20 protein-coding genes are annotated in these 24,311 nt (G+C 53.0%); 17 read left to right on the top strand and 3 right to left on the bottom strand.

The features are described 5' to 3' along the window. On the bottom strand, nucleotides 1-705 hold the full coding sequence (locus EC840_RS06180; RefSeq protein ID WP_132964450.1) for an SDR family oxidoreductase: 705 nt from the start codon (nucleotides 703-705) through the stop codon (nucleotides 1-3). A 554-nt stretch (nucleotides 706-1,259) separates the two neighbouring features. Here EC840_RS06180 and EC840_RS06175 point away from each other — a divergent pair. The 4 genes from EC840_RS06175 (at nucleotide 1,260) to EC840_RS06160 (ending at nucleotide 6,197) form a co-directional block, all read left to right on the top strand. Then, nucleotides 1,260-1,841: a fimbrial protein gene (locus tag EC840_RS06175; RefSeq protein ID WP_132964448.1), complete on the top strand. Its 582-nt coding sequence runs from the start codon at nucleotides 1,260-1,262 to the stop codon at nucleotides 1,839-1,841. Between the two features lie 192 nt (nucleotides 1,842-2,033). Further along, a complete protein-coding gene (locus tag EC840_RS06170; protein WP_243701026.1) occupies nucleotides 2,034-4,436 on the top strand; it encodes a fimbria/pilus outer membrane usher protein in 2,403 nt (800 codons plus the stop codon). A 79-nt stretch (nucleotides 4,437-4,515) separates the two neighbouring features. Continuing rightward, nucleotides 4,516-5,226 (top strand): molecular chaperone, encoded by a 711-nt coding sequence (locus EC840_RS06165; RefSeq protein WP_238485447.1) that lies wholly within the window; start codon nucleotides 4,516-4,518, stop codon nucleotides 5,224-5,226. After that, a complete protein-coding gene (locus EC840_RS06160; protein WP_132964444.1) occupies nucleotides 5,226-6,197 on the top strand; it encodes a fimbrial protein in 972 nt (323 codons plus the stop codon). Before EC840_RS06165 ends, EC840_RS06160 begins: the two co-directional genes overlap by 1 nt. On the opposite strand, the gene EC840_RS06155 is transcribed toward EC840_RS06160, so the two are convergent. Beyond that, nucleotides 6,191-7,099, bottom strand: a complete 909-nt coding sequence (locus tag EC840_RS06155; protein ID WP_165929013.1) for an HlyD family efflux transporter periplasmic adaptor subunit — start codon at nucleotides 7,097-7,099, stop codon at nucleotides 6,191-6,193. The genes EC840_RS06160 and EC840_RS06155 overlap by 7 nt on opposite strands. Before the next feature lie 460 nt (nucleotides 7,100-7,559). Between EC840_RS06155 and evgA the strand changes: the two genes are divergently transcribed. The 11 genes from evgA to EC840_RS06100 all read left to right on the top strand — a co-directional run bounded on the left by evgA (nucleotide 7,560) and on the right by EC840_RS06100 (nucleotide 21,069). Then, complete coding sequence (evgA, locus tag EC840_RS06150) at nucleotides 7,560-8,192, top strand: acid-sensing system DNA-binding response regulator EvgA (protein WP_132964440.1); 633 nt, start codon at nucleotides 7,560-7,562, stop codon at nucleotides 8,190-8,192. Nucleotides 8,193-8,196: 4 nt separating this feature from the next. Then, the gene (locus EC840_RS06145; RefSeq protein WP_243701025.1) at nucleotides 8,197-11,808 is read left to right on the top strand and encodes a transporter substrate-binding domain-containing protein; all 3,612 of its coding nucleotides are present in this window, start codon (nucleotides 8,197-8,199) and stop codon (nucleotides 11,806-11,808) included. A gap of 283 nt (nucleotides 11,809-12,091) precedes the next feature. Next, nucleotides 12,092-12,604, top strand: a complete 513-nt coding sequence (locus EC840_RS06140; RefSeq protein WP_113877683.1) for a type 1 fimbrial protein — start codon at nucleotides 12,092-12,094, stop codon at nucleotides 12,602-12,604. A gap of 117 nt (nucleotides 12,605-12,721) precedes the next feature. Further along, complete coding sequence (locus EC840_RS06135; RefSeq protein WP_113877682.1) at nucleotides 12,722-13,438, top strand: molecular chaperone; 717 nt, start codon at nucleotides 12,722-12,724, stop codon at nucleotides 13,436-13,438. Beyond that, nucleotides 13,422-13,964, top strand: coding sequence for a type 1 fimbrial protein (locus tag EC840_RS25460; RefSeq protein WP_132964438.1), 543 nt, complete (start codon nucleotides 13,422-13,424; stop codon nucleotides 13,962-13,964). Before EC840_RS06135 ends, EC840_RS25460 begins: the two co-directional genes overlap by 17 nt. A gap of 21 nt (nucleotides 13,965-13,985) precedes the next feature. Next, nucleotides 13,986-14,552 (top strand): fimbrial protein, encoded by a 567-nt coding sequence (locus tag EC840_RS06125; protein WP_120509480.1) that lies wholly within the window; start codon nucleotides 13,986-13,988, stop codon nucleotides 14,550-14,552. A gap of 10 nt (nucleotides 14,553-14,562) precedes the next feature. Beyond that, on the top strand, nucleotides 14,563-15,309 hold the full coding sequence (locus EC840_RS06120) for a molecular chaperone (protein WP_132964436.1): 747 nt from the start codon (nucleotides 14,563-14,565) through the stop codon (nucleotides 15,307-15,309). Then, nucleotides 15,306-16,061 carry a molecular chaperone gene (locus EC840_RS06115; RefSeq protein ID WP_132964434.1) on the top strand — a complete coding sequence of 252 codons (756 nt, stop codon included), beginning with the start codon at nucleotides 15,306-15,308 and terminating at the stop codon, nucleotides 16,059-16,061. The genes EC840_RS06120 and EC840_RS06115 overlap by 4 nt, the downstream gene beginning before the upstream one ends. 91 nt (nucleotides 16,062-16,152) lie before the next feature. After that, complete coding sequence (locus tag EC840_RS06110) at nucleotides 16,153-18,711, top strand: fimbria/pilus outer membrane usher protein (protein ID WP_132964432.1); 2,559 nt, start codon at nucleotides 16,153-16,155, stop codon at nucleotides 18,709-18,711. A gap of 55 nt (nucleotides 18,712-18,766) precedes the next feature. Beyond that, nucleotides 18,767-19,897 carry a hypothetical protein gene (locus tag EC840_RS06105; protein WP_132964430.1) on the top strand — a complete coding sequence of 377 codons (1,131 nt, stop codon included), beginning with the start codon at nucleotides 18,767-18,769 and terminating at the stop codon, nucleotides 19,895-19,897. 113 nt (nucleotides 19,898-20,010) lie between these two features. After that, nucleotides 20,011-21,069 (top strand): hypothetical protein, encoded by a 1,059-nt coding sequence (locus EC840_RS06100; RefSeq protein WP_132964428.1) that lies wholly within the window; start codon nucleotides 20,011-20,013, stop codon nucleotides 21,067-21,069. A gap of 101 nt (nucleotides 21,070-21,170) precedes the next feature. Here EC840_RS06100 and EC840_RS06095 read toward each other — a convergent pair whose 3' ends face one another. Next, entirely contained in the window at nucleotides 21,171-22,016 is an 846-nt protein-coding gene (locus EC840_RS06095; protein ID WP_113877674.1) for an EAL domain-containing protein, read from the bottom strand. A gap of 547 nt (nucleotides 22,017-22,563) precedes the next feature. Here EC840_RS06095 and EC840_RS06090 point away from each other — a divergent pair. After that, on the top strand, nucleotides 22,564-23,061 hold the full coding sequence (locus EC840_RS06090) for a helix-turn-helix transcriptional regulator (protein WP_132964425.1): 498 nt from the start codon (nucleotides 22,564-22,566) through the stop codon (nucleotides 23,059-23,061). A 97-nt stretch (nucleotides 23,062-23,158) separates the two neighbouring features. Continuing rightward, nucleotides 23,159-24,256, top strand: coding sequence for a pectate lyase (locus EC840_RS06085; RefSeq protein WP_132964423.1), 1,098 nt, complete (start codon nucleotides 23,159-23,161; stop codon nucleotides 24,254-24,256). Nucleotides 24,257-24,311: the final 55 nt, after the last annotated feature.

Raw genomic sequence — 24,311 nt, 5'->3', positions numbered from 1 at the left:
TCAGTGCTTCGCCTTATCCCGCCTCGGTCTGACGGCGATATCCGTAATTTGCGTATCGTCACTGGCGTCGATCACCAGACGTACTGCCGCAGCCACTGATTTCGGCGTGCTGTATTCGCGCGGGTCGATGGCTTCAAAGTTGCCCTGACTTTCGCGAGTTTTGCGGTTCATCGGCGTATCTGTCGGGCCGGGCGCGACGGTGGAGACGCGCACGCCATGTTCGCTTTCCTCCTGTCGCAGCGCGTGGGCGAGGGCGCTGAGGGCAAATTTTGACGCACAATACACCGTGTTTCCGCCATCAGCTTTGGTGCCGGATCCTGAACCGATAAACACCACCTGACCTTCCTGCTTTCTCAATGCAGGCAATGCCAGCCGGGTGAACTCAGCGGGCGCAAACACGTTGATGGCAAACTGCTGCTGCCAGTCCTCTGGCGTTGCATTTTCAAGACGTAACGGTTTGGAAATGGCCGCCGAATGCACCAGCACATCAATCGCCGGTATTTCACCGACAAACCGCGCAATGGCGTCAAAATCAAGCAGATTAATTTCTACCGCCTCGACATTTTCAATCAGGCGCAGCGCAGCCAGACTTTCTTTATTACGCCCAAGCGCATAGACCTGATGATCGCGCGCCAGATTATGAACAACCGCCAGCCCGATACCGCTGGTACCGCCGGTGACCACTGCAACAGGGAATGAACTCATGATGTTTTCCTTAGGTTTTTTCATCAAGTTATCAGCTTTGCGCAGGGCGAACGACTGCGTTTATTGGATTAGCTTTTGCACGGAGTGGAATAGTGATGCTGTTTTTTGGAATAATAAAAAAAAGGGATTAATTCTTTATTTATCCCGCCGCTTACATCCTGACTAAATCGGTAAATAAACTGTGGAAAGAGGCCCTAATGCGAGATGAGAATACTGGCGGAGAATATATGCGCGAAGAAAATTCCTAAAAAATCGGAATAGGCACCCAATTGTTATTAATTTCCCCAATATTTTGTCTTACCAAAAGCTGCATTCTTATCATGCTCAGATTATCTTGTGCTGATTGCTTTCATTTTTATGTGAATTTTCATGATTTTTTTCATGTTTAACGGCTTGCTATAGAGCAAAAATCTTAACAAATGGGTTATTCAACTTAATATAGCGCAGCCTGAGTGGTTGTTAGTATATTGATCTGGCGGGAGCAAGGGTTGCTCTCAGAGTCAGGGCGAAAATATCGCTTAATAACGACGCCATCAATATCTCAAGGACTTACAATGTTTAACACTAAAAATAAAACGCTGGTTATTGCTTTATCTGCCCTTATTTCAGCTCCTGCTTTCGCAGCTGATGATCCGACGCCACCGGCGGGTGCCGATAATGGTTCCGGACGTATTCATTTCACCGGAACCGTGATTAATGCACCTTGCTCTGTCGCGGCAGGGGATGAAGACATTAATGTGAATATGGGACAGGTAGCGAATAAAGTGCTCGAAAGTGGCAGCAAATATTCGCAAAACGTGAACTACACGATTCACCTGCAAGACTGCGACCTGGCGGCCCAAACCGTGGGTACTGTGGCTTATCCTGCGGTTTCTAAAGTCGCGGTGTCATTTACCGGCACACCTGACAGCAGTGCAACTGAACTGCTGGCGAATACCGGCAGTGCCAAGGGTGCGGGCATCCGCCTGATTGACGCTAACGGCGATTTGCTGAAAGTCGGTGATACCTCTAAAGATATTGATCTGGTGACGGGTAATAATAATCTGGTCTTTGCTGCGCGTGTGGAAGCCAATACTCAGCCTGTTGCCACCGGTACTCTTGTTTCTCAGGCAACTTACGCCCTGAATTATAAATAAACGTCCGCTATCACTTGGGGGGAGTATTTCCCCCTTTTTATCTTTGCCAGTACCGGGGTTTTCGATTTATTACCATAAACAAGTGATTTTATTATGGCAGTTGCGATGGAAAGGATTTTCACAGGGAAACGGGCAGTTACCGGCGTTGTTTTATTTTTATCAGGATGTTGTATTTCAGTCAGAATTTTCGCAGTGGAATTTAACGTTAACTTTATTGATTCCGCCGACCGTAATAATGTCGATTTATCGCGTTTTCAGGTGGCTGATTATATCGCACCCGGCGAATACCTGCTGGATGTGGTACTCAATGGCCGCACGCTCGGCGATCAAAGCCTGATAAAGTATTATGCCTCACAAGATAATAAAAACAGCCGCCTTTGTCTGCCGCCCGCGCTGGTGGATAAATTCGATCTGACGAAGGATGCCCGCCAAAAGCTGACGCTCTGGCATCACGGCGAATGTACCTCTTTAGACCGGCAATCAGAAGTCACCGCCCGCTATGACCAGGAAAAACAAACGCTGAACATTAGCATTCCGCAGGCGTGGCTGGTTTTTCACGACCAGAACTGGGTGCCGCCTTCACAGTGGGATAACGGCGTGAACGGCGCGTTGCTCGATTACAACCTGCTCGGCAGCAAATACATGCCGCATTCTGGCGACAGTACCACCAGTTTCAGCAGCTACGGCACCACCGGTTTTAACCTCGGGCCGTGGCGTGCCCGTGCGGATTATCAGTATTCATCGTCGCGTACCTCCGGCACACCGGCCAGCGATCAATTCACCTGGACGCAGAGCTATTTGTATCGCGCTTTACCGTCGATGGGGGCACGACTGACGGGCGGACAAACTTATCTGAGTTCTGACATTTTCGATTCTTTCCGCTTTCTTGGCGCTTCACTGAACAGTGACCAGCGCATGTTACCGCCTTCATTACGCGGTTATGCGCCACAGGTCACCGGCATCGCCAAAACCAACGCGAAAGTGAGCATCAGCCAGAACGGTCGAGTGATTTATCAGACCAATGTGTCGCCGGGGCCGTTCGTGGTTCAGGATTTAACCGAAGCGGTTCAGGGCGCGCTGGACGTGAAAATAGAGGAAGAAAACGGCAGCGTCACGACCTATCAGGTGACCACCGCGACTATTCCGTTTCTGACCCGCAAAGGCCAGGTGCGCTTCAAAACGGCGATGGGTAAACCGACCACCGGCAGCAGTCATCACGTTTTGCAGCCCGGTTTTTACAGTGGCGAAATGTCGTGGGGCGCGCTGAATGATTTCTCGGTATATGGCGGCCTGATTGCCACAACCGGCAACTATCAGGCGCAGGCGGTCGGTGTCGGACAAAACCTGCAAAAGCTCGGCGCGGTGTCTTTTGATGTCACACGATCTTCGGCGACCGTGCCGGTGGCGGGTGAGCAAACCGGCCTGAGTTACCGCGCCAACTATTCCAAACGTTTCGACTCCACCGGTAGCCAGATAACCTTTGCCGGATACCGTTTCTCGGAAAAAACCTTCATGTCGTTCAGCCAGTATCTCGACAAGATGAACGGCGACGGTTATTCGCGCGACGATAAACAAACCTACACCGTTACCGCTAACCAGTATCTGCCGTGGCCGGCCATCACCTTGTATCTGTCAGCGACGCACAAAATCTACTGGAACGAGAGTGCCAGTAACAACTACAGCGCGTCGGTGAGCAAGATTTTCGACATCGGGCGCTTTACCGGCATTTCCGCGACGTTCTTCGCCAGCAAACTGAATTACCGCAGAACCGATGAAAACCAGATGTTTTTGTCGCTGAGTCTGCCGCTGTCTTCCGGGCAGCAAATCAGTTACGACGCGCAGCAGGACTCGCAAAACGGTTTCTCGCAAACGGCGTCCTATTACAATAGTCAGGATCCAAATAACAGCTGGCGCGTGGGCGTGGGGGGAAGCAGTCCGGATCTGCAAAAAGGCCAGGGTGTGTTCCGCACGAACTACCAGCACATGTCACCTTACGGGCAGTTCGGGGCTAACGGCAGCGTGAAAAATAACGATTACCGCTCGGTGAATGCTAACTGGTACGGCTCGATGACCGCCACCGCGGCGGGTGCGGCGCTGCATCAGAGCAGCGCGGGCAACGAGCCGCGCATGATGTTATCAACGGGCGTAAAGGGGATCCCGGTCAGCGACGGCGCATCAGTCACCAACGATTACGGGATCGCGGTGGTCAACGGTGTGTCGAGCTACCAGACCTCTGATATTCGCGTGGATGTGAATAATTTGCCGGACGACATAGAAGTTTACGGCTCGGTGGTCAGTAAAACGCTGACCGAAGGGGCGATTGGTTTTCGCAAAATGCGCGCGATCAAAGGCGAACGTCTGATGGCGGTGATCCGTCTGAAAGACGGCAGTCATCCGCCGCTCGGTGCGGCCGTCACCGACAACAGCTCAGGTTTTGAAGCGGGACTTGTCGGCGACGGCGGACTGGCGTATCTGGCCGGAGTGTCCGGCGAAAAATCTCTGACCGTGCACTGGGGCGAAGGGCAGCAATGTCAGATTCAGGTGCCGTCAGACCCCGGCGCCCGCGCCGGACAAATTTTGCTACCGTGCAGCTAATGAAAACTGAAAACCAATCATACAAATTTTACGAGGAAAGGAAGTCCTGATGCACAAACTCATTTCACACTGCGCACTCATGCTGATGGCTGGCGCGGCGTATCCGGTTTATGCCGCCATCAATCTTGACCGGACGCGCGTCATTTTTAACGGCAGCGATAAATCCGTCAGCGTGTTGCTGGAAAACCAGAGCAAACAACTGCCCTATCTGGCGCAGGTCTGGCTGGAAGACACGCAGGGCGAAAAGATCACTTCGCCGCTGGTGGCCTTGCCGCCGATGCAGCGCATCGAAGCCGGACAGAAAAGTCAGATCCGCATCCTGCAATTGCCGCAAGCCGCCACTCTGCCGAAAGACCGTGAATCGCTGTTTTACTTTAACGTGCGCGAAGTGCCTCCAAAGAGTGACATGTCAAACGTCATCCAGGTGGCGATCCAGAGCCGTGTGAAGCTGTTTTACCGCCCTGTGGCATTACAAGATCAGCTAAAGGAAAACTGGCAGGAGCAGCTTGAAGTTTTCGGTCTCAGTGACGGACTAAAACTGACCAATCCCACGCCGTTTTACATCACCGTCGGCTATCTGGGTAAAGATAATAAAGGCAATTTTGCGGGTTTTGATAGCGTAATGCTGGCACCGTTTACCTCTGAAAATCTCACCGGCAGCCGGTATGTGAGTCATCAGTACAGCCTCGGTTATATGGATGATTACGGAGGTTTACAGGTGAACGAATATTCCTGCCAGACCGCGCATTGTCAGCTTGTGCCAAAAAATCCTCAGGCGAAGAGGTTGTGATGGTTGAACTGATTCGGTTTTTAAGCGGACGAATGACAGTCCTTTTTATCATGCTGTTATTTTCCCGCAGCGCGCTGGCGCTGGACTGCGTGGAGAAGGGCACCGGAATTGTCGACAAACTGCCGATCCCGGTCGGGCAACTCGCTATTCCGGCGAATGTGCCACCGGGCACCAAAGTCTGGGAATCCAACGACATCACCGTGACCGCGTATTGTGACAACGTGCTGGGCAGTAGCATTGACGTGGTGCATTTCTATTTTAATCCCAAATCACAGTCGATTGGTGAAGGGTTAAGGCTGGGCGTCAGTTATAACGGGCAGGAGCTGGAGCAGGATCAGCAGCGCGCAAGTACCAACAGCCCACCGATTCAGCGGGGTGGAAGTGTGACGCTGGACGTCACATTCCGTCTGTATATCAAGGTTACCGGCACTCCCCCTTCCGCCGGGTATTATCTGGGCGCGGATCAGTTCACGGTATTTCAGCTCGACGGCAGCAGCAGTGTCAACAACACGCCGGGGGCAAAAAACCTCAAATACAATCTGTCGGGTTTACAAGGGGTGCGTTTTCTGGCCTGCGGTTCAGATCTGAAAGTGTATCCGGAATCGCAGATTTTAAATTTTGGCGAAATTCAGAGCACAACGCTTTCCCGCTCGGCGGGCGTCTCGCTGCCGTTTGCTATCCGGGCTGTGAAGCAAGGCTGTCTGGATAACTTCTCGCTACAGGCGGAATTTTCAACCGCCAGTCCGCTGCTGGATAACACGGCGATTGATCTCGCTAACGGTGCGAAACTGATGTTATTTAACGAGCAGCAACAGGCTATTGCGTTCAACCGCTACGATGACTTTGCTCAGCTGAATAATGTGAATGAAGTGACCAAAAACTTTACGGCAAGAGTGAGCGCCATTCCCGGAAGAGAGCTGTCGCTCGGGCAGTTTGATGCGTCGGTGATCGTAAAAATTAACTATTACTGACGGCTTTCCAGCAACGTCACCTGTGAGGATAAGCCTGGATGCAATGGATACTGGCTCAGTTGCAGGGGATTAATTGAAATACGCACCGGAATTCGCTGCACATCATAAATCCAGTTCGTCGCGCCGTTTTTGGCTGACAGTGCGGCCAGCGCGGTATCTGTGTCCAGATTGATCCCTTCAATCTGGCCGTCTAATACGACTTTTCTGCCATTAAACTCAGTCAAGATGGACGCCTTCTTGCCGATAAGCAGGTCAGAAAGTTGCGTCGCTTTAAAACTGGCGGTCACCCACATCTGATCGTCGGGCACGATGGTCATCAGCATTTGTCCGGCGCTGACGCCCACGCCCGCATGCACATTGTGCCGGGCGACATAACCGGTCACCGGACTGCGCAATTCGGTACGCATCAGTGCCAGACTGGCTTGCTGAAATTCTTCGGTGGCCTGCGAAACCATCTGTTGCTGAGCCGCATCAGAAGCGTCAAGTAATTGCTGATCCTTACGGTAGGCAGCAATCGCTTCATCCAGCGCTCTCTGGCTGCTGCTGACGGCTCTGAGGGTCTGTTGCAAATCCTGTTTTGAAATTGTCACCGCGCCTTTTGACTGGATCCGGCGATGATACCTGCTCAGCGCCTGCTGGTACGTCATCTGGGCTTTCAGGATGCGGGTATTATTCTTTTCATCGGTGGCATAACGGACCTGCGTTTTTTTGACTGATTCTGACAGTTTATTCTCAGCCTGCATATAAAGGTGCCGGGCTTCAGTGTCGTCCAAACGTACCAGTAAATCCCCTTTTTGCACCCGGCCGGTGACGGGCGCGAAAACCTGCGCCACCCGGCCACTGATTTGTGCGGCAAGCGTTATTTCATTGCCGGTGATATATGCATCGCGGGTGCTGGGCATAGCAGAAAAATTAAAATGCCCCCCGGTGGTGAAAATAAAGCACGAGATAAAAATAAATATCCTGATAAGTAATCGTGTTTTATTTCTTGTCTGAAGGGGCAGCGAAATGCGATGTGTTTTTGCATCGTGCCGTAGTTTCATGAAAAATCTTAATTCGCCTTTCCGTAGGAAATAGAAATCCTCACGCGTTCCGAGCACTTAACAAGCCGTGAGGTCATGTCAGTCAGCAGGGGCGTGTAAATATGATCCGTGTTTAAAATATCGAATAAGACTAATCTCCGCTGTCTGATAAATACAGCGGACACGTCGGAAAATTTTGCAGGTGATATCCTACACGTGAAGTCCTTGGGGAATTTTTAGAATTGATTAGTACTATTTTTCTTAACGCCAATGGCAATGGTATTAGGGAGGCTGTAGACTTAATATGAACTCCGTTTCCGGCAAAGAAGAATGCTATAGCATGAGTAAAACGAATAAATTAAACGCTGTCATTGTGGACGATCATCCGCTGGCGCGTATGGCGATTAAAAATTTGCTGGAAAGCGAAGGCATTACCGTGGTCGCAGAAGCCGGAGATGGCGCGCAGGCGCTGCTGCTGGTGGAAGAACACTATCCGGATCTGGTGATCGTGGATGTGGATATTCCGGTAATGAGTGGTATCGAAGTAGTGGAGAAACTCAGGAAACAAGCCTTTAGCCGTATTATTATTGTGGTTTCTGCCAAGAACGATCTGTTTTATGGCAAGCGTAGTGCCGATGCCGGGGCGAATGCTTTTATCAGTAAGAAAGAGGGCATGACCAATATTATTGCCGCCGTTAATGCTTCACTGAATGGTTACAGTTACTTCCCGTTATCATTACATACTTTTATGGGCAGCTTGTCCTCCGAGCAGGAAATGTTGCAATCGCTTTCCAGTCAGGAAATCAAAGTGATGCGCTATATTCTCGGTGGTGCGGATAATATGAAAATTGCCTCGGAGATGAACATCAGCAATAAAACGGTGAGCACCTACAAAAGCCGCTTAATGGAAAAACTGAACTGCAGGTCGTTAATGGATCTCTTCTCTTTTGCCCAACGCAATAAAATCGGGTAATGCCATGATCCGCCGTGTGATGGCCATGATGTTTCTTTTGCTGGCAGTCGTCTGCCCGCTGCGCGCGGCCACGCCTGAACCAGTAACCCTCACCCTTGCAAGCGATTATCAGGTCTTTACTCCTGCGCTGCCGTTAAGCCACCTTGATCTGCTGTGGCTGGCGGCCAAACGGACACTGACTGTCGGCGTGTATGGCACGGAAACTCCGCCGTTGAACATGAACACCTCCACTGGTCGTTACCGGGGGATGAACGCCGATTATTTGTTGCTGCTGGAAAATTCACTGCAAGTCCGCGTAGTGATCAAACACTATGCGGATCAGGCACAGGCCCTGACGGCCCTGCTGGGCGGCAACCTTGATCTGATCCTGACCTCCCCGTCGGGGGGAGAACCGTTGGCGGCAACGTTCGCCGCCTCGCTGCCGCTGGTCCGCGCTTTTCCGACGCTGGTGACCCGTCAGGCCGACGTGATGAAACCTTTGTCGGATGATCATGACGCGGTGAAAGTGGCAATTAAACAAGGCTATCCTCCCGACGCCTTTATCAAAACGGTGTTTCCGCAGGCGCAGATCACCGCCTATGCGGATAACTATCTGGCGCTGGCGTCGGTTGCCAATAAAGAAAACGACTACTTTTTCGGTAACAATCTCACCTCCAGTTTTATTCTGGTGCGCGATTTTTATCAGGCGCTGGACATGGTGAAATTCTGGCGTGAACCTCAGACCGGCAACGCGTTTATTGTGCTCGCCAGCCAGCCGCAGTTACGAGGCATACTCGATGCCTTCATCAGTTCCCTGAGCGAGCAGACGCACAAACAGGTGGCGCAGTCCTGGGTGGATAACGGCAATATTTCTTTTTTAAATAAGGCGATGAAACTCACGCCGCAGGAAGAACGTTGGGTCTCCCGCCATCCGGTGCTGCATGTGCTGATTAACCCGTATTATGCCCCGTTCAGCATGATTGACGACAATCAGGAAATCCGCGGCCTCCTTGGCGATATTCTCAACCTGATCCAGTTGCAGACCGGCTTGTCCTTCGAACCGGTGATCGCCAATTCCAACAGCGACATGGTGAATATCATGCGTAAAGGCGGCTGGGATATTCTGCCCACGGCCACTCACAGTACCGAACGCGAAGAGCAGATGTTATTTACCCATCCGTTTATTGCCACGCCGTTTGTGCTGGTGACCCGCGCCACAAGCGGGCAGGAGGATAGTCTGTCGCCTGGGTCGAAAGTGGCAATACCGGCGTATCATCCGCTGAGTGAAAAGCTGAAGAAGAAATATCCAGGCGTGACCTGGGTGATTGCCGAAAATACCAGTACGGCGCTGAGCAAACTGATGCTCGGCGATGTGGACGCTGTGGTGTCTACTCAGCTCGCGTCGCGGTTTATCATCGATCACTATTATCCTGAGATGATGACCTATACCCGCATTCCGGATGAGCCGTCGGCACAAATTGCCTTTGCTATCCCGCGAGACGCGCTGGAATTACAAAGTATTCTGAACAAGGCGCTGGATGATATTCCGCCGAAAGAGATCCTCAATCTGGCCGGGAAATGGGTGAAAGCGCCGGATGTGAAAATCGGCACCTGGAATCTGTATAACCGGCCATTTTATCTGGTGGCAGGACTGGCCGCATTGCTGGTCATCAGCAGCCTGCTGTGGGGTGTCTACCTTCTGCGGGCGATCAGCCGTGGCAAGGCGTCGCAGGCGGCGCTGAGTTATCAGCTGATCCTGCGTCAGACCTTGTCCAACGCCATTCCGGTGCCGGTGTATGTCATCACGCCGGACGGTGAACTGGAAAGCCACAACAGCGCCTTTGGTGAATTCTTCACGCCGGAACGCCGCGAGGCCATGCGCTATTCGCTGTATGACCGCCGCAGCCCGCTGGCGGATGTGTTCCCCGATGTTCAGCAGGAAATCCAGAAAGGGCTGTCGCCGGATACGGTGATCACTCATCAGTTGGTGCTTAATAATGGCGAAGAAGATCGCCTGATCCTGCACTGGCTCACCTCATGCCGGATGCCGGATGAGTTGCCCGCCACCCTGATTTGCGGCTGGCAGGACATCACCGAATCCCGTCAACTGATGAAAGCGTTGCAGGTCGAGAAAGACAAAGCCATCGATGCCAGTCAGGCGAAAAGCCGGTTCCTGGCGGATATGAGTCATGAGATCCGCACGCCTGTCAGTTCGATCATGGGATTTCTTGAGCTGCTGACCACCCGCAAGCAAAGCCCGGAAGAAGCCCGCGAGGCGATTCAGCTGGCCTACAGCACGGCGCAGACGCTGATAGGGCTTATCGGTGATGTGCTGGATATGGAAAAAATCGAATCCGGCAACTTTACGCTGGTGCCTGAATGGGTGGATCTGGCGGCGCTCGTCCACGCGACGGTGGCGAATTTCGAAGGGCTGGCGCGTCAGAAACATCTCCGGTTGACGGTCGATTGTCGTCTGGAAGAGGGCAAAACGCTGTGGCTGGATCCGCAGGCTTTTAAACAGGTGCTGTCTAATCTGGTCAGTAATGCCGTTAAATTCACCACGCAGGGCGGGATTGAAGTGATGGCACATACGCAGGCGCTGGGCGAGGAGCGGGTTTACCTGTCAATGAGCGTGCGCGATACCGGCGCCGGGATAAGCGAGCAGGAACAGCAGCAATTATTTAAGCCGTTCAGCCAGACCGCCGTCGGTAAACGCAGCGTTGGATCCGGGCTCGGGCTGGTGATTTGCCGCGAAATGGTCGAGAGAATGTCCGGGCAAATCAGCCTTGTCAGCCAGCCGGATGCGGGCACGACCATGACGGTCACGCTGGTGACGCGTACTTCTGACCATGCGCCAGGCGTTTTGTTGCTGGCTGAACAGGAAGCAGTGCTTCCTGCTGCATTAAGGATTGTGATTTCCGAGGATAACCCGACGAATCGTCTGTTGTTGCGCCGTCAGCTGGATATGCTCGGTTATCATGTGGATGAAGCCGAAGACGGTTTGCAGGCGCTGAATCTGATCCAAAGGCAGGATTACGATTTGCTGATCACTGATCTGAATATGCCGAACATGGACGGCATTACGCTCACGCAAAAGGTGCGGGAAACCAATCAGCAGATCATTATCTGGGGTTTAACCGCTAATGCGCAGACCGATGAGAAAGAACGTTGTCTGGCGGCGGGCATGAATCTTTGCCTGTTTAAACCTATAGACCTGCAACAGTTGAAAGCGGCGTTAAGCGGCGTGCATATGTTCGCAGATACCCGCCCGCTGGAAGAATTCGTCGATATGCCGACGCTTGAGGCGCACAGTCTCGGTGACAAAAAGCTGATGTGTCAGATGCTGGAACAGTCGCGCATCGAAAACGATAAAGATATGGCCGCCGCGTTACAGGCGCTGGAACGCCAGGACCGGGATGTACTGCGACACCATCTGCACCGGATCAACGGCACGATGCAGCTGCTGGGCGCGACAAAGTTGCATTTGCTGGCGGAAAAGTTAGAAGACGTGCTGGCTACCGGGCAACAGGGTTTACAAATAGAAGCTGCAATAGAAGAAGGTACTGCGCAGCTTAAACAGCAAATCATGGCATTCAGCGCCGCCATCGAAACGTATTCAAAATCCACCCGGCATTAATATTGTGTTTTATCCCGCTCAGCCATTCTCCGGAATGGCTTTATTTTTATCCGCCGGTGTGATAAATATTTATTTAAGCGGATGTTCATATTCCCTGTAATCCTCCATTTTACTTCAGACGTTATTCGTTGCCTACGCGTGTAGGCCGAGACCTTCATTAAAATAATCTCCCTCTGATATTTAATGCTCTTTAGGAAAAGTATTATCTTCTCCTCAGCCAAGGCAGGCTGAAATGAATTATTCCCATTGTCATAATGACGCATATTTAATGAAGGATCTTGTAATGAAAAAAATTATCGCCCTTGCGCCTGTCGCTCTGATGTTAGGTTTGGCAGGTCAGGTTCAGGCTGCAACTCAGGCTGATGTCCAGTTGCAAGGGTCTATTGTAGACACCACTTGTGAAGTGACTGCAAATAACGGTGCTTCTACTCTGAACGTCGGTTCTTTCTCTAAAATCGCTTTCGACGCAGCGAAAAAACAGATTGGTGAAGAACCACTGCTGGTGTCTTTGAAAAACTGTAGCAAAGACGAAGCGGGTGCTTTACAGGTCAGCGGTATCGTTGCGACCGGTAACGAAACTGTGTTCCTGAGCGACGTTGCTCAGTCCGCAGGTTTCATGATGACCCGTGAAGACGGCACCACTCAAGTGACCAACAACACCAGCATCCCGGTTGTTGCTGATACGACTGGCGCACTGACTTATACCTTCAACACCGGTATGGCCGTGCTGGATAAGACTAACGTTGAGCCGGGTGCTTACCACGCGCCGATCAAAATCTCTTACGTGAGCAACTAAGCGTAAAGAACCTGAAGTACGGGACCCGTCGTAAGGCGCGAGCAGTACGGCAATAAGCGTCCGGAAAAGAGAGGTTCTATGAAACCTCTCTTTTTCATTTAACTGGCAGAGAACATTATGAAGTTTATTCACAAGTTAGGCGTTATTTTAAGCCTGGGGATATTATTGACCCCGCCAGCAATCGCAAGTATTGCGGTGGGTGCCTCCCGCATTATTTTTACGGCATCTGACAGCAGTCAGAGTATTGACATTAATAACCGATCTCATAATCAACCTTATCTTATTAATGTCGGTATTTCAGAAAGTCTCTCAGCGAAATCATCGAACAGCGTGTTCATGCCAACCCCGGCATTATTTCGCATCGAGCCTGATTCCGCTAATAAAATCCGGATCCTGAAAAAATCCAATTCTCTGCCGGGTGACCGGGAGTCGGTCTTTTATTTAAATATACTGGCGATCCCGACCGGTAAAACAGGTCAGGAAAATAATGACAATAAAGTCGGTGGCACCTTGCAGGTGGCGACCGGTAATACCCTGAAGCTGTTCCATCGTCCGGATAACCTGCCGATGACGCAAAAAGAAGCGATGGGCAAATTGCAGTTTTCCAGAGCAGGCCAGAGCGTGAAGGTGTCGAATCCGACGCCGTATTTTATCTCGCTCAACAAACTGACGATTGACGGCAAAAAGATCCCGCTCGATGTGATTAAAGGCACCAGCATGATTGCGCCCTTCGCATCAAATAATTATCCGGTGACAGCCGGGCAGGGCAAAGCCGAGTGGGCAGCGATTAACGATTTTGGCGGTGTGGAGACGTTCCGTGGCACGGTTAATTAAACAGGTTTCATCAGCACTTTTGCTGATTTTATCCGGCGTTTCTGCCGGTCAGGCACTGGCTGCCACCACTGACATTAAAGCCACGGTAATGGATGGCAATTGTCAGGTGGCGATCGACACGCCGACGCTCAAATTCGACACAAAAGATGTTACGCAATTTGCGACCGGTACCGCCGCCATTCTGCCACTGGCGGTCACTGTGAACTGCGAAGGAATGCAGGGCAAAACGCCGTCGCTGACTGTGTCCGGGGAATCCGCTCAGCTCAGCGACACGCAGCTGTTTCGCTCGGCCAGTTCAACGGCGAAGTACGTCGGTTTTATGCTGAAAAAAGGCACGCTGAATAACCTCAGTGATTTTTATAACGCGGCCGGTACGGTTGCGCCCGGTGATTCGGTGGCGATCACTCAGGATGACGGCACATCTGTGCAACCTTTCTCGGTGGGACTGGTGCGTAGCGCCGGTGATCCGCTGCTGACGGCGGGTGCGGTCAGCGCAAAAATCACCTTCGCCTTTATTTTCCCTTAACGCTTTCAACAGACAGACACCATGAAAAATCACATTTCTTTATCAGGACACCACGTTGCCCTGAGGGCTTCGCTTTGCCTGTGCCTGCTGGCGATGGCGGGTCACGCGGCGGCGGCAACAGAGGTGCAGTTTACGGCCACATTCCAGGCGCCGACCTGCCAGGTTTCCGCGCCGCCGGTGCTGGATTTCGGCGCGGTGCAGTCTTCCGGTATCCGCAGCGGCGACAGCCTGGCCAATCCGTTACCGCTGACGGTGACCCTGTCGCAATGCGCCGGTTTTGTCGGTGCGGTGCAAAAACCTGTGGTGAAAGTGTCGGGAACCGGCAACACAAGTTCCGGCGATTTTCTGTTCCTGCAACCGGCGTCCTCACAGGTGGTGAATTACGGCGTACGCATCGTGAACGCGACGGGTGATGTGGTGAACAACACCACGTTGCTGCCGGTGCCGCTGAACGCCACCAATTTTGACGGCGGCAACGTCAGCATTCCGCTGAAAGCAGCGCTGTCCTGTGGCACCAAATGCAGCGATGCCGCCACCAAAGGCGGCACGCTGAACGCCAGTGTCACCTTTGATTTCGCCTATCAGTAAGGGGTTTTCTGTGCAGTTTATTTCTCTTTTAGTACGCCGTGCCGCACTCATTTTAATGGGCATTGTGACGCTGATTCAGGGCGCTTTTGCCGCTGATGGGGGGATCAGCCTCAGCCGTACGCGGGTGATTTTTCAGTCAACCGACAGCGCCCAGACGCTGACCGTGCAAAACCACGGTTCCCGGCCTTATCTGGTGCAGTCGGCGGTCGTCGGGTCACCGCAAGGCCGTGAAGTTGCGCCTTTTCTGACCACGCCGCCGCTGTTCCGACTGGAAGAAAATAGCAAAAACACCCTGCGCATTTTGCGTAAGGACGATGCGGCGCTGCCTGCTGACCGTGAGTCGGTGTTTTATTTCACCGCGATCGCCGTACCGGCGATGACGGAACCGAAAGAAGCGGAAGACGCCTCGCTGGCGGCGCGGATTTCGGTGGGTATTCAGAACACCATCAAGCTGTTTTACCGCCCTGCAGGGCTGCCGATGACGGCGGAGGAAGCGCAGGGGCGTCTGACGTTTCATCTTCAGGACGGCAGCATCGAGGTAAAAAATCCGACGCCTTACTTCCTGACGTTTTCACGTCTGGCGTTTGATGGCCACGACGTGGCGGTGCGAGACGTTGTGCCGATGATCCCGCCATTCTCGCAGGCCAGTTATCCGGTGAGTGGTCAGGTTAAGCAGGCGCAGTGGACGGTGATTAATGATTACGGCGGCAACAGCCCGCTATTTTCAGCCGCTGTGCAGAACGGAGGGAAATCATGACGTTTTCGCTGAAAGTGCCGCTGCTGATTGCCGCGCTGGCATTGGCATTGCCGTGTGTTGCCGCGCCGGAACAGCCTTCCGGCCTGTCGATCAATCAGTTCCGCCTTGTGTATCCGGCATCGGAAACCAAAGGCATCACCTGGTCAATGACCAATAACACCCACCGTGCGTATCTGATGCAGTCATGGGTGCGGCCGCTGGATTTGGCCACCGGTTTACCGGCGACAGAACAAGACGATAAAGCGCCCGCCACGGCCATTCCGCTGCTGGTGACGCCGCCGTTAAAACGTGTTGATCCGGGTGAACAGCTCCAGCTGCGCATCCGTCTTACCGACATGACGCTGCCGCAGGACAGGGAATCAGTGTTTTACCTGTCGGTAAAAGGCATCCCGTCGGTGCAGGATAAAGACAACCAGACCGGCGGCCAGATGGTGGTCGCGGTGGTCAACAACATGAAGTTGTTCTACCGACCGGAAGGTTTACCGCCAGGCGGCGTCACTAAGGCGTCTGAACAGCTGCGTTTCAGCCTGCAAGGGGATGCGCTGGTGGTGGATAACCCGACGCCGTTTTACCTCAACTTCAGCCAACTGAAAGTGGGTGGAAAAACCTTACCGGCAGCCGATCTGCGCAAGCTGGTACCGCCGAAAGGGCAGCAGCGCTATCCCTTCCCTGAAGGGACGCGGGGCGAGGTGGAGTGGCAGGTGATCGGCGAAGACAGCCGGGTGACGTCCGTCCAGCGTAAGCCATTGTAAGACCGGGGAAATCCGGAACCGCTAATCATATATTACATAGCAGGGAACGACCTTGAGTAAGAAATTGACATCCTGTTTAAGGACTAACGGAATGGCAGCCAGCACCCGCGCCTTCCCGCGCAAAACGCTTGCGCTGTTTGTATTAATGAGCTGCCAGAACGCGTGGGCAGCGGATTACTTCGATCCTGAATTGCTCTCGCTGGGAAGCGGCGCATCGGATGTCGATCTCTCCGCGTTTTCCCTGGCGGGCGGCGTGGCGGAAGGGAAGTATCCGGTCACTATCTTCGTCAACCAGCGTGAAGCGGTCTCCCGCGAACTGGTGTTCGGCAAAAACGCCCACGGCAATATTGCGCCTGAACTGTCGCCGGAGTTGCTTGGCGCGCTGGGCGTGAATGTGGATCAGCTGCCTGCATTTAAAGGCTTAGCGAAAGACAAACCGGTGGATGATCTGACAGCGCTGGTTCCGCAATCTACGGTGAAATTCGATTTATCCCGCCTGCGGCTGGACGTCAGTATCCCGCAGGTGGCGATGCAGCCGGGCAGTGACAGCCAGACGGATCCGTCACAGTGGGACGACGGCATTCCGGCGATGTTGTTTAACTACAACGTCAGTGCCGGTCGCAATGAGCAGACGCTCAACAGCGATACCCGCGTGAATAACAACCTGTTTGCCAACGTGCAGACCGGCGCTAACGCCGGTGCCTGGCGGCTGCGCAGTACGCTGACGCACAGCCACACTGATGCCAGTGGTAGCAGCAGTAATAACGACAGCACGCATTTTTCCAATACCTATTTATCGCGCGATATCCGTGACTGGCGTTCTCGCGTGACCATGGGCGAATCCAATACCGGCAGTGACGTGCTGGACGGCGTGCCGTTCCGCGGCGTGCAGCTGAATTCGTCCGAACAGATGATGCCTTCGCGTCTGCGCGGTTTTGCGCCGCTGATCACCGGCGTAGCCAGCAGTAACGCCCGCGTGACCGTGCGTCAGAACGGCTACGTGGTATATGAAACCTACGTCGCACCGGGCCCGTTTGAAATTAAGGATCTGTATCAGGCGGGATCCTCCGGTGACCTGGACGTGGCAGTGACCGAAGCCGATGGCAGCGTGCACAGCTTCGTGGTGCCGTATTCCTCCCTGCCGGTGATGCTGCGACCGGGCGCCATGAAATATGAAGTGACCGCCGGACGTTATGACGGCGGTACGACGCAGGGTTCACGCGAATCAGAATTCGTGCTGGCGACGCTGATTTATGGCTTACCGAAAAACCTGACGCTGTACGGCGGTCTGCTGGGCTCGCAAAACTACAGTGCGCTGAGCATGGGTTCAGGTATTTCGCTGGGCGATCTGGGCGCAATGTCTGTGGACGGCACTTTCTCCAGCACGAAGCTGGAAGAAGAAGATCGTCAGGCGGGCGGTTCATGGCGGGTGCGTTACTCCAAAAGCATGCTCACCACCGGCACGTCGTTTGACCTGACTGCGCTGCGTTATTCCACCCGAAATTATTACAGTTTCGCAGAATACAACAGCATGGGTTATGCGCAGAAGGATGATGTGTCGCCGTGGACGATGAGCCGCCGGCGCAGCAGTTTCCAGACGCAGGTAACACAGCAACTTGGGGATTATGGCTCTGTGAGCCTGCGCGCCAACCGTGATGATTACTGGGGGTCGACCAAAACGCTGACCAGCCTGTCATCCGGTTACAACGGCAGTTATCACGGCGTCAGCTACGGCGTGTATTACACCGTGGATCGTATGAAAGGCAACGGCGACTGGCCGGAAAACCGTCAGGTTTCCTTCAACATGAGCGTGCCGTTCAGCATCTTCAGCTATTCGTCTGCGTTGCAAAACACCTACGCCACCAGCCAGATATCTCATGACAACCACGGACGCACGCAGAATCAGGCGGGGATTTCCGGCAGCAACCAGAACGGCGCGTTGTCGTACAGCGTGATGCAGGGCTGGGGCAATCAGGATCAGGCCAGTAACAGCAACCTGAATCTAGGATATCAGGGCAGCAAGGGCAACGTTTCTGCGGGTTACGGTTACTCAAACGACATGCGCTCGATGAACGTCAACATGAGTGGCGGCGCGGTGGCCCATGCGCAAGGTGTGACGCTGTCACGTCCGCTGGGCAGCTCGGTGGCGCTGGTCAGCGCGCCGGGTGCGGAAGGCGTCAGCCTGTCTAATGGCGGTGGCAAAACCGATTCGCGCGGGTTCGCCGTGGTGCCGTATCTGTCGGATTACAGCCGCAACAACGTCGGTCTCGATCCGAGCACGTTACCGGACAACGTCGATTTGCCGCAAAACCAGAAAGTGGTGTACCCGACCAACGGCGCGGTGGTGAAAACTGACTTTGCCACGCGTATCGGTTATCAGGTGCTGATGTCCCTGACGCGGGCTGGCGGAGCAGGCGTGGTGCCGTTTGGTGCCACCGCATCACTGCTGGAAAACGCAGGTCGTGAGGAAATCACCGGCATCGTCGGCGATAACGGCCAGGTGTATCTGACCGGCCTGCCGGAAAAAGGCCAGCTGGCGGTGTCGTGGGGCAAAGGCAACGATAAACAGTGCCGCGTCAGTTATGACCTGAAGGGGCTGAAACCGACGGCACAAATGCCGGTTATTCAGCTGAACGGCGAATGCCGCTGATAAACGGCCGCGCACCGTTGCGCGGCCTTAATGTACACCAATTTAAGGAGCAGTCATGACTGCAAGGATGTTATTGGGGTCTGTGGCTCTGATGTGGGGAATGAACTGCGCTGCACTCGAGCTGAAATCGGGTTATCAGGTGGTCAGTGACGTGGTCAACACCCGGCTGACGTGGACCGAGGGCGATACCATTCCGGGCAATAAACCCGGCTGGTATTACTCACAAAACGTGGTGCCTTTTATGGCATCAGGTGTCGCGGGCACCGTGGTGGTTTCCCCCGTGCCGGTGCCCAGCGCGGGATGCGCGTCGATGTATCCGATGAAATCCTATGACGGTTATCGCGGTTATGAAATTTCTCCCGGCATTCTGGTGATCCCGTTCGGTTCCATATCCGGCCAGATTGTCATCAATTCCGGGACGATGAACCCGGTCGCCACCGGTGGCACGTTTATCCCTAACGGCGCGCCGGATCTGAACACCGTGTCTTCCGCGTCATGGGACAAATCCGGCAATGGCAGTGGCGACATCAGTGTGCGCTCCGACTGTCTGGGGGTGAAGACCACCTTTAACCAGTCGTTCGGCGCGGTGGAAATGAACAGCGGCGGCGGTTCGCAGTCGGCAATGGGTTACGGCGTCTATGTGCAGCCGGGAGCCGCCAAAATGGCGGTGAAAACTGTCTATGCGCAGGCCGGGCGTGGCTACAGCTGGAACGTCACGCCGGCGACCTTTGACCGGCGTATCCTGTCGCTGGCGTGGAGCGGCATGGACTGTACGGTGAATTCAACGCCTGCAATTGCCTTCGGTGATGTCACGCCGGATGACCGCAAGGTCGCGGTGAACTCCTCGGTGGATGTGACGTGCAGTAATCCTTCCGGCACCGCGCTGCCGGTGTCCTATTCGGTAACGCCCAAAACACAGGTCGGTGACCATTTCAGTATCCCGATGATGTCGGACAAAGGCGTGGCGGGCGGCGATGTCCGTGGTTTTATTGGTGCATCCGCGACCACAGAAGCCGGTTGCGCAGACCGCACGTCCTCACTGCCGATGGACGGCACGAAAATTAGCCTGCACACGGTCACTACCAGCACGAACTGGTCCGATCCACTGGTCTGGGTGTTATGCCCGCGGACGACCGCAGAACCCGGTCCGGCCACGGCGGCGGTGACGCTTGACATGAGCTGGTAATCAACCTCATCGGGCCAGATTTTAGTCTCTACAAAATTATTGATATAGGAAATAAGATGTCTGTTTTTAAGCGTTTTTTGGCGCAAGCCTTTCGTCGATGCGGGATCCAATGCATGGCCGCTATTGCACTGTTATCTTGTCAGGCGGCATTCGCGGTGAATCTTCCGCAGGGTTATACCCTTCTAGGCACCTGGACGCCGACCATCAACGGTACGGCTCATGGACCTTACGCTAGCTCTACCGCTCTGACATACGGATGGGGCTGGAAACTATCGGCCTGGCAAAACACGCCAAATGACAGTAATGGTGCAACCTGCTCAATAGCGGGCCTGCCCTACACCACGGTAGACGGTTGGTCGGGATACGAGATCCAAAAGGGCGTATTAATTGTCCTGACCGGCAGTCTGAACGCGACGACCATTACGGCGACGCCGACCGGCAACGCCAACGTGGTCACCGACACCTATTCCGCCACCTGGGACAGTAAAGGGGCCATCATCACTGACTGGCAGACGCCCGGCACCGCGTCGCATTGTGCGGCGATAAAGCGTCCGATCAGCGGCAACTTCTACATTCTTGACGGGTCTAGCACTTCGATGAATGTTTCGTACGGGGTGTATGTTGCACCAGGCGCCGCGGCAGGCCCGTTGCCCACAACCTATCTGCAACTGCATAAAACCAGTGGAAATAACAGACAGTCTCTGCTGAGCTTCAGTGATCTGGTCGTGGCCAGCACGCAATGTTCGATGAACACAGCGGCGGTCGTGCCATTCGGTGACGTGACGCCGGGTCAGGGAACGGACGGCAAGGGGATTGCGGTGCAGTCTTCGCTTAATGTGAACTGTACTAACGACGCCGGTACCAGTGCGGATATCACCTATTCTGTGACGCCGAAAACCCAGGCAGGCGACGATTACACGCTGCCGATGATCTCGACCGCAGGCGGCGGTATTGCGGGGGATATCCGCGGCTTTATTGGCGCAAACGCCAGCGCAGAGGCCGGATGTACCACCAGAGGCTCGTCGATGCGTATGGATAGCAGCAAAGCGGCGCTGCGCACTGTGTCTTCCACACAGTCGTGGTCTGACAATCTGGTATGGGTATTGTGCCCGAAAACCACCGCAGAGCCCGGCACTGCCACGGCAGCCGCCACCCTTGATGTGAACTGGTAAGCACAAAGGCACAATGGATCGAAAAAAGGCGGACTGCATCACAGCAGGCCGCCTTTTTCGTTATCGGGTAAAGCCACAGAGGAAGGAAAAGGGCGCGCAGATCAGCGCAGGGGAAGGGCGTGCATAAGCTGGTGAAAGAAAACCGACGCCTCGACCGGCTTTGAGAAGAAATATCCCTGAAAGTGACTGACGCCCAGGGTGGCGAGCTTTTGTCGCTGTGCGTCTGTTTCCACGCCTTCGGCGATGGTCAGGCAGTGCAGTTCCGTTGCGACGGCAATAATGTTGCGCACAATCGCTTCTTTCACCGGGTCGGCTTCAACACCGGCCGTGAACATTTTATCGATCTTGATATAGCGCGGGCGAAACTGCATCAGATAATGGTAGTTAGCATTACCCGTTCCAAAATCATCGACAGAAAGATCAACGCCCAACAGCGCGAGGCTTTTGCACAGATCTTTCACCAACGTCGTATCTTCAACCGCTTCTCTTTCGGTGATTTCCAGCCCGATACGTAAATCCCGCTGCGCGGTATCCCTTTTGAACGCTTTGCAGAGATTCACAATGGCGTGATTTTTAAAATCTGCCGCAGAGACGTTAAAGAATAACGTGGTCTCAGGGCGACAGATAAATGCCATCGACATCACAGTGCGGGCGACGGACTGAATGCCTGACTCTGTGATGCGGGAAATAAGCCCGTTTTTCTCGGCAAGCGGAATAAAATAGTCAGGAGATATATTTCCAAGCGCGGGATGGTGCCAGCGCATCAATACTTCGCCCGCCACCGTTTCACCGGTTCGGGCATCCACAATGGGCTGAATAAAAGGCATCAGCTGGTGTTTATTGATGGCCCTGCGCAACATAAAAAGCAATGCGTGCGGCTGCGCCAGAGTTTTATCCGATAATGCAGATAACAGGGCGGATTTAAATGTCCGTTTAAAAATACGCATGGCGCACCGTAAGGTAATAACAGGACATGAGGTTTTAAATCATACCGTTTAAACATTCTATAAACGATCGCCCGTGAACGTGATATTTCAGACGGGAACTACAGGCGTAGTCATTGACGCACATAAAAATAATCTGAGGCCGATGTTGATCTTTTGTTAAGTGTGTAAAATATGCCGGACGTGAACGAAATATTGTGGTGAATGCTGCAAGGTATTTTCACTAAGAAAAATCCATTTTTGAAATTATTGTAAGTTTTGGCTATCAAACCACTGCGGATTTTAACGTAAGGCTGATTTTACAGTGTGGTTGTAGGTGCTGCGAAAAGATTATTTTATGGTGATTTACACTATTTTTATCGGGAGTGTGCAGGCTAATGTCCTTTCGTCATGAAAAATTAAGATGAATTGAACGTTTTTAAATTGAAAGAAAATTCCTATTACTTTAGTAGTGTCAAAAATTTGTGGTTTCTGTAACTTTTATAAAAGGAAATGAAGCGAATTACTGACAGTTAAATAGGGTAAAAGGAACTACGGAAAGGGAATTTATATGGACTTATCAGACTCCGTGATTTCTGATGATTATTTTTTTATCTTCGGCTTCAGCGCGTTATTATCGCGGGAACTGATTGATGAGAATTTTTATATCGTCGATGTGGAGACCACCAGTTATGCGCAGGTGACCGATTCTGTCTGCCAGGGACGAAAGATTTTCGCTTTTATCTCCAATGATGTGGATTATTACGCATTGCAACATCTGGAGAATGTCACACTGATTGACCGGCGCAGTCCGGTAAAAGAAGTGCTGTCATGTTTACTGGTGAATAATTCACGTTTTAATTATCACGTGAAATATAAACTTTCTGCGCGGGAAAATGAAGTATTGACCTGTATGCAGCAGGGGCTGGATACGCAACAAATTGGTGAGCGATTGGGGATGAACATGAAAACGTTTTATGCCCATCGCACCCGCATGATTAACAAATTACAAATCAGCAATCGTATTACGTTATACAAAAATATTGCCAGACACAGAGCAATAAGCTGACGGCGTAAGGCGCGGTACTACGCCGGGATCCCCATTCTAAGGACGGAAAAGCAGGTGGCATCACTCATTTTTATTTCAATAAAATGGAGCTGTCTCAATGAAATCAATTCATCATATTCCCCCGCATGAATTCTGGTACCAAACCCCGGCAGGCTGGGCCTCTGATGCAGGAGGCACGACCGGCGGCGGCGAAAAACCTGAGCTTTCCTATTACGTCACGAATATCGGCGAACTCCGGCAGGCCATTGAGGAGTCCGGCGACCGTCCGAAACGCATCTGGATTGGCGGGCTGATTGACGCCAGCGGCGGCGTGCCTTATCTCAACCGTCAGGATCAGTCCCGGCGCGGCAGGATATTTATCGGCAGTAATACGACGCTGATGGGTATCGATGAAAATGCCCGGTTCGTTGAAAGCGCGCTGATTATTCAGGATGTCAGCAACGTCATTATTCATAATATTTACATCGAAAATCCTGTCGACGTCGATCCTCAGTTTGAAGAGGGCGATGGCTGGAACGCGGAATGGGACGGGCTGAGTATCATTCGCGCCCAGCATGTCTGGGTCAGCAATGTGACATTCAGCGACGGGCGTTTTACGATGGACATGTATAAAACCGTCGATGGCTGGAAATACGTCCAGCACGACGGTTCTCTGGATATCAAACGTGCCTCGGATTACGTCACCGTTTCGCACTGCGTTTTCACCCTGCACGATAAAACGATTCTCATCGGCCACAGCGACAACAATGACGAAGAAGACGCCGGCAAACTGCGCGTGACCTTTCACGACAATCTGTTTACCCGTGTGGTACAGCGCACACCACGCGTGCGTTTCGGCAATGTTCATCTGTTTAACAACGTGTTTGATAATGATGTCGCCGATCCGATATACAAATATCAGTACAGTTTTGGCATCGGAAAAGATTCCAGAACGTTGTCCGAACTGAACGTATTCAACGTGAAAGGGCAGACGGTTGCTTGCAGATTGTTCAAGGGGTTTGGCGGCGAATATTTGTCTGATTCGGGCTCGGTATTTAACGACACAACAGCGGATTTAAACGCCTGCGGTTTTAACACTACATCCGTCGTCAGGCCGCCCTATGACTATTTCCCGCAATGGGATCTGACGCCGGAGTTTGTCGATGCGGTAAGACGTTCAGCGGGAAACATGCTGGATTACCGCGTTCTGGTGTAAAAAAAATGCCCTGCGATCCATATGCAGGGCATTTCTTCCTGGCGACGTGCTAACT

It is taken from the genome of Rahnella sp. JUb53 (assembly GCF_004346065.1).
Classification (GTDB): domain Bacteria; phylum Pseudomonadota; class Gammaproteobacteria; order Enterobacterales; family Enterobacteriaceae; genus Rahnella; species Rahnella variigena.
Note: the sequence above shows the minus strand (reverse complement) of the source record. Positions and strands in the feature narration are given on the sequence as shown.

Excerpts from the sequence above, each read along its gene's own strand:
- EC840_RS06180 (WP_132964450.1), bottom strand. The coding sequence starts at position 705 with ATGAGTTCATTCCCTGTTGCAGTGGTCACCGGCGGTACCAGCGGTATC.
- EC840_RS06175 (WP_132964448.1), top strand. The coding sequence starts at position 1,260 with ATGTTTAACACTAAAAATAAAACGCTGGTTATTGCTTTATCTGCCCTT.
- EC840_RS06165 (WP_238485447.1), top strand. The coding sequence starts at position 4,516 with ATGCTGATGGCTGGCGCGGCGTATCCGGTTTATGCCGCCATCAATCTT.
- EC840_RS06160 (WP_132964444.1), top strand. The coding sequence starts at position 5,226 with ATGGTTGAACTGATTCGGTTTTTAAGCGGACGAATGACAGTCCTTTTT.
- EC840_RS06155 (WP_165929013.1), bottom strand. The coding sequence starts at position 7,099 with ATGCCCAGCACCCGCGATGCATATATCACCGGCAATGAAATAACGCTT.
- evgA (WP_132964440.1), top strand. The coding sequence starts at position 7,560 with ATGAGTAAAACGAATAAATTAAACGCTGTCATTGTGGACGATCATCCG.
- EC840_RS06145 (WP_243701025.1), top strand. The coding sequence starts at position 8,197 with ATGATCCGCCGTGTGATGGCCATGATGTTTCTTTTGCTGGCAGTCGTC.
- EC840_RS06140 (WP_113877683.1), top strand. The coding sequence starts at position 12,092 with ATGAAAAAAATTATCGCCCTTGCGCCTGTCGCTCTGATGTTAGGTTTG.
- EC840_RS06135 (WP_113877682.1), top strand. The coding sequence starts at position 12,722 with ATGAAGTTTATTCACAAGTTAGGCGTTATTTTAAGCCTGGGGATATTA.
- EC840_RS06125 (WP_120509480.1), top strand. The coding sequence starts at position 13,986 with ATGAAAAATCACATTTCTTTATCAGGACACCACGTTGCCCTGAGGGCT.
- EC840_RS06115 (WP_132964434.1), top strand. The coding sequence starts at position 15,306 with ATGACGTTTTCGCTGAAAGTGCCGCTGCTGATTGCCGCGCTGGCATTG.
- EC840_RS06110 (WP_132964432.1), top strand. The coding sequence starts at position 16,153 with ATGGCAGCCAGCACCCGCGCCTTCCCGCGCAAAACGCTTGCGCTGTTT.
- EC840_RS06105 (WP_132964430.1), top strand. The coding sequence starts at position 18,767 with ATGACTGCAAGGATGTTATTGGGGTCTGTGGCTCTGATGTGGGGAATG.
- EC840_RS06100 (WP_132964428.1), top strand. The coding sequence starts at position 20,011 with ATGGCCGCTATTGCACTGTTATCTTGTCAGGCGGCATTCGCGGTGAAT.
- EC840_RS06095 (WP_113877674.1), bottom strand. The coding sequence starts at position 22,016 with ATGCGTATTTTTAAACGGACATTTAAATCCGCCCTGTTATCTGCATTA.
- EC840_RS06090 (WP_132964425.1), top strand. The coding sequence starts at position 22,564 with ATGGACTTATCAGACTCCGTGATTTCTGATGATTATTTTTTTATCTTC.
- EC840_RS06085 (WP_132964423.1), top strand. The coding sequence starts at position 23,159 with ATGAAATCAATTCATCATATTCCCCCGCATGAATTCTGGTACCAAACC.